Consider the following 2,988-nt stretch of genomic DNA (forward strand, 5'->3'; position numbering starts at 1 on the left):
GGGGTGTGGTGGGGGGCTCCCATCTCCCCCTCTGCGGCAAAGCCAAATTTGGCAAAGGATGCCTCTGCCGCCCCCTTGCAGTTTTCCTCATTGGCGCATACCGGCACCCGGCTGTCAAACTGGCCGGACAGGCCGGCAGGGGTAACCTCCAGCAGGGAGAAGGCCAGGGTCAGGGGGCCGGACAGCTCGTCGGCCTGGGCCACGCCCAGGGCCTTGCCCTCCCAGTCCCCGTGGGGGAAGAGGGCGTTCAGGCTGTGAAGGGCGGCGGTGGAGCCCACCTTGGCCAGGGGCAGGGCCCGCAGCAGGTGGAGCAGGGCGGTGATGGCGTTGTTGCCCTCCGACGGGGTGGAGGCGTGGGCCCCCTTGCCCTTGCACAGGATGCGCAGGTCGTCCCCCTCCTCGGTGAGGACGTACTCCGCGCCGGTCTGGGCGGCGGCTTGGTCGCAGTAGGGGCGGGCGGCATCGGCGGACAGGCCGGCGATGACGCAGGAGGCCTCCGGCGGCACCACGTTGATGCGGAAGCCCCCGTGGAGCTCCTTTACCCGGGGGGTGGCGGTCTCGGCCTGCCAGGTCTTGGTGAACACCGGCTTGTAGCTCCCCTTCTCCAGGTTGATGACGGGGAATTCCCCGTCGGGGGAAAAGGTGTAGGGGGCGTAGGGCTCCCTGCTGTAGTAGTAGGCGATATCCCCCGAGCCGCTCTCCTCGTCGGTGCCCAGCAGCAGGCGGACGTTCTTCTTCAACGGCACTCCCAGATCCCGCACCGCCTGCATGGCCAGCAGAGCGGCCACGGCGGGGCCCTTGTCGTCGTCGGTGCCCCGGCCGTACAGCATCCCGTCCACCTCGACGGGCTCATAGGGCGCCGTCACCGTCCAGCCGGTGCCCTCCCCCACCACGTCCAGGTGGCAGAGGATGTGCAGGGCGGTCTCCCGGTCGTTCAGGTCCACCGCCCCCACGTAGTTGTCATAGTTTTTCACCGAGAAGCCCAGCTCCCCCGCCAGGGTCAGGGCCTCCGCCAGGGCGGCGGCGGGGCCGGGGCCGAAGGGCATGCCGGGCCGGGGGTCCTCCCGGACGCTGCGCACCCGCACCAGCCGGGAGATGGCTTCCACCAGCTGCTCCCGCCGGGCGGGATCGTCAAAATAGGCGTTGAGCTTGTCTTGATACATGGGATCTATTCCTCCTTGTCGGCTTCCTCCCCAGCCGTCTCCCCGGCCAGCTCCCCCAGGTATTTGTACACCGTGTACCGGGACACCTGGAGCCGCTTGGCCACAAAGGGTACGGATTTCCGGAAGGAAAAGGCGTTTTTCTGCTCCATCAGGGCGATGACCTTCATCCGGTCCCGCTTGGTCAGGGCGTTCACCGGCTTGCCCACCGCCGCCAGGCACTCGTCAAAAATCTCGGTGAGCTGGTCGTCCCCCCCGTGCCACATGGCGCTCTGAAGGTCGGCCTCGGCGCTCATCAGGTCCACCAGGATGCGGTTGGCATACACCAGGGAGCTATAGTCAAAGTTGATGCCCAGGGCCAGGTTGTACCCCTCCCCGATGAGGTGGAAGGTGCTGCTCTTGATCTGCTGACCGGTGGGGGTAGTGGCGTACAGGTTCACAAAGTCGGTGACCAGGGCGTCCCGGTCCAGCTCCTTGGCGGTGCCCAGGATGTCCAGGGTGGAGCCCACCGTCCGGCCGGACACGTGGCCGTTATAAATGGACAAAATGGGGTGGCTGGGGTCCCCCATGTCGTGGACCAGGGTCTCGCAGCTGGAGCCGAACATCTCGGCGATTCCCCGGGCGGTCCGGTCCAGAAACTCGAAGGCCTCCTCCCGATCCATGGCGCATTCCCTCTTTCTCTTGGATTCCAGTCCAAATTGTACGCTATGCCGGGGCAAAATGCAAGGGAAGGGAAGTCAGACTTGCCGGTAGGTCTGGAATTTCCCCAGCACGGCCTCCAGCTGGCCGGGGGTCAGGTTCACGCCGCCCCCGGCCATTTTGGTATAGTAGTAGACCTTGGCCAGAAACTCCAGCTGCTGGGCGGCGTCAAAGGCGAAGGACAGGCTGCCCCCCACCGCCAGCAGGCCGTGGTTGCCCAGCAGGCAGCCGTTGTACTCCTCCCCCATGGCCGCCCAGGCGGCCTCCGCCAGCTCCAGGGAGCCGAAGGGGTAGTAGGGAATGCAGGGCACCTGCCGCCCGGCATAGGCCACCAGGTAGTGCACCGGCTCAATGGCCCAGCCCAGACAGGCCAGCACAGTGGCAAAGGTGGAGTGGGTGTGGACCACCCCGTTCACGTCGGGGCGGCGCTGGTAGAACAGCCGGTGGAGGTCCAGCTCGCTGGAGGGCTTCCACACTCCGTCCACCACCTTGCCCTCCAGGTCGGTGACCACCACGTCGGCGGGGGTGGTGGCGAAATAGTCCATCCCCGAGGGACTGATGGCCATGAGCCCCCGGTCCCGGTCAAAGACGCTGAGATTGCCAAAGGTACCGTCGGTCAGGCCGGCCGTCACCAGCCGCTTGCCGTACTCCACCACCTGCTCCCGCTGCTCCCGCAATAACATAGACAAGACTTCCTTTCCTCCGTTCTTTCCTCAAGGATACGGAAATCCGGCCGCCAAGTCAAGCCTTGCATTGACAGGGGGCGGCCCCGCGCATAAAATGGATTTATACAAAGGAGGCACACCCATGGAATTTGAAACACTGCGGTACGCCCTGGGCGGCGTGTCCGCTTATCGGGAGATCGCCCGGCAGCCGGAGCTCACCCTGGTCCGCTCCCTGCTGGACAAGCTGGCCGCCGGCGACGGGGCCGGGGCCATGGAGGACTACGCCCGGCTATTCTACACCCTGCGGTCGGCAGGCTACACCGGCCTTGGGACCTGGCTGTACGATCAACTGCGGTACACCGAGTCCCCCTACGCTCTGCTGGCCGAGCAAGGGGGCGCGGATCCCGCCCTGGAGGGGGCCGCCCGCCACGATGTGGCTCTTTTCACAAGACTGTGTGAGCTGG

Annotated in this window: 3 protein-coding genes and 1 pseudogene; 1 reads left to right on the forward strand and 3 read right to left on the reverse strand. The window is 66.1% G+C overall.

The window, feature by feature from the left end:
* The 3 genes from H6B51_RS16690 to H6B51_RS16700 form a co-directional block, all read right to left on the reverse strand.
* Positions 1-1,163: Sapep family Mn(2+)-dependent dipeptidase (locus H6B51_RS16690; RefSeq protein ID WP_204884727.1), on the reverse strand; the 1,163-nt coding region annotated here is incomplete at its 3' end.
* Positions 1,164-1,168: 5 nt separating this feature from the next.
* Positions 1,169-1,822: a helix-turn-helix transcriptional regulator gene (locus H6B51_RS16695; RefSeq protein WP_204884728.1), complete on the reverse strand. Its 654-nt coding sequence runs from the start codon at positions 1,820-1,822 to the stop codon at positions 1,169-1,171.
* A gap of 75 nt (positions 1,823-1,897) precedes the next feature.
* Complete coding sequence (locus H6B51_RS16700; protein WP_204884729.1) at positions 1,898-2,542, reverse strand: class II aldolase/adducin family protein; 645 nt, start codon at positions 2,540-2,542, stop codon at positions 1,898-1,900.
* Between the two features lie 124 nt (positions 2,543-2,666).
* Between H6B51_RS16700 and H6B51_RS16705 the strand changes: the two are divergent.
* Positions 2,667-2,988 (forward strand): annotated as a pseudogene (locus H6B51_RS16705) (ATP-binding protein); the annotation flags it as partial.

This window comes from Pseudoflavonifractor phocaeensis (assembly GCF_016901955.1).
Lineage (GTDB): Bacteria > Bacillota > Clostridia > Oscillospirales > Oscillospiraceae > Flavonifractor > Flavonifractor phocaeensis_A.

Coding starts and splice junctions, on each gene's coding strand:
- H6B51_RS16695 (WP_204884728.1), bottom strand. CDS start 1,822: ATGGATCGGGAGGAGGCCTTCGAGTTTCTGGACCGGACCGCCCGGGGA.
- H6B51_RS16700 (WP_204884729.1), bottom strand. CDS start 2,542: ATGTTATTGCGGGAGCAGCGGGAGCAGGTGGTGGAGTACGGCAAGCGG.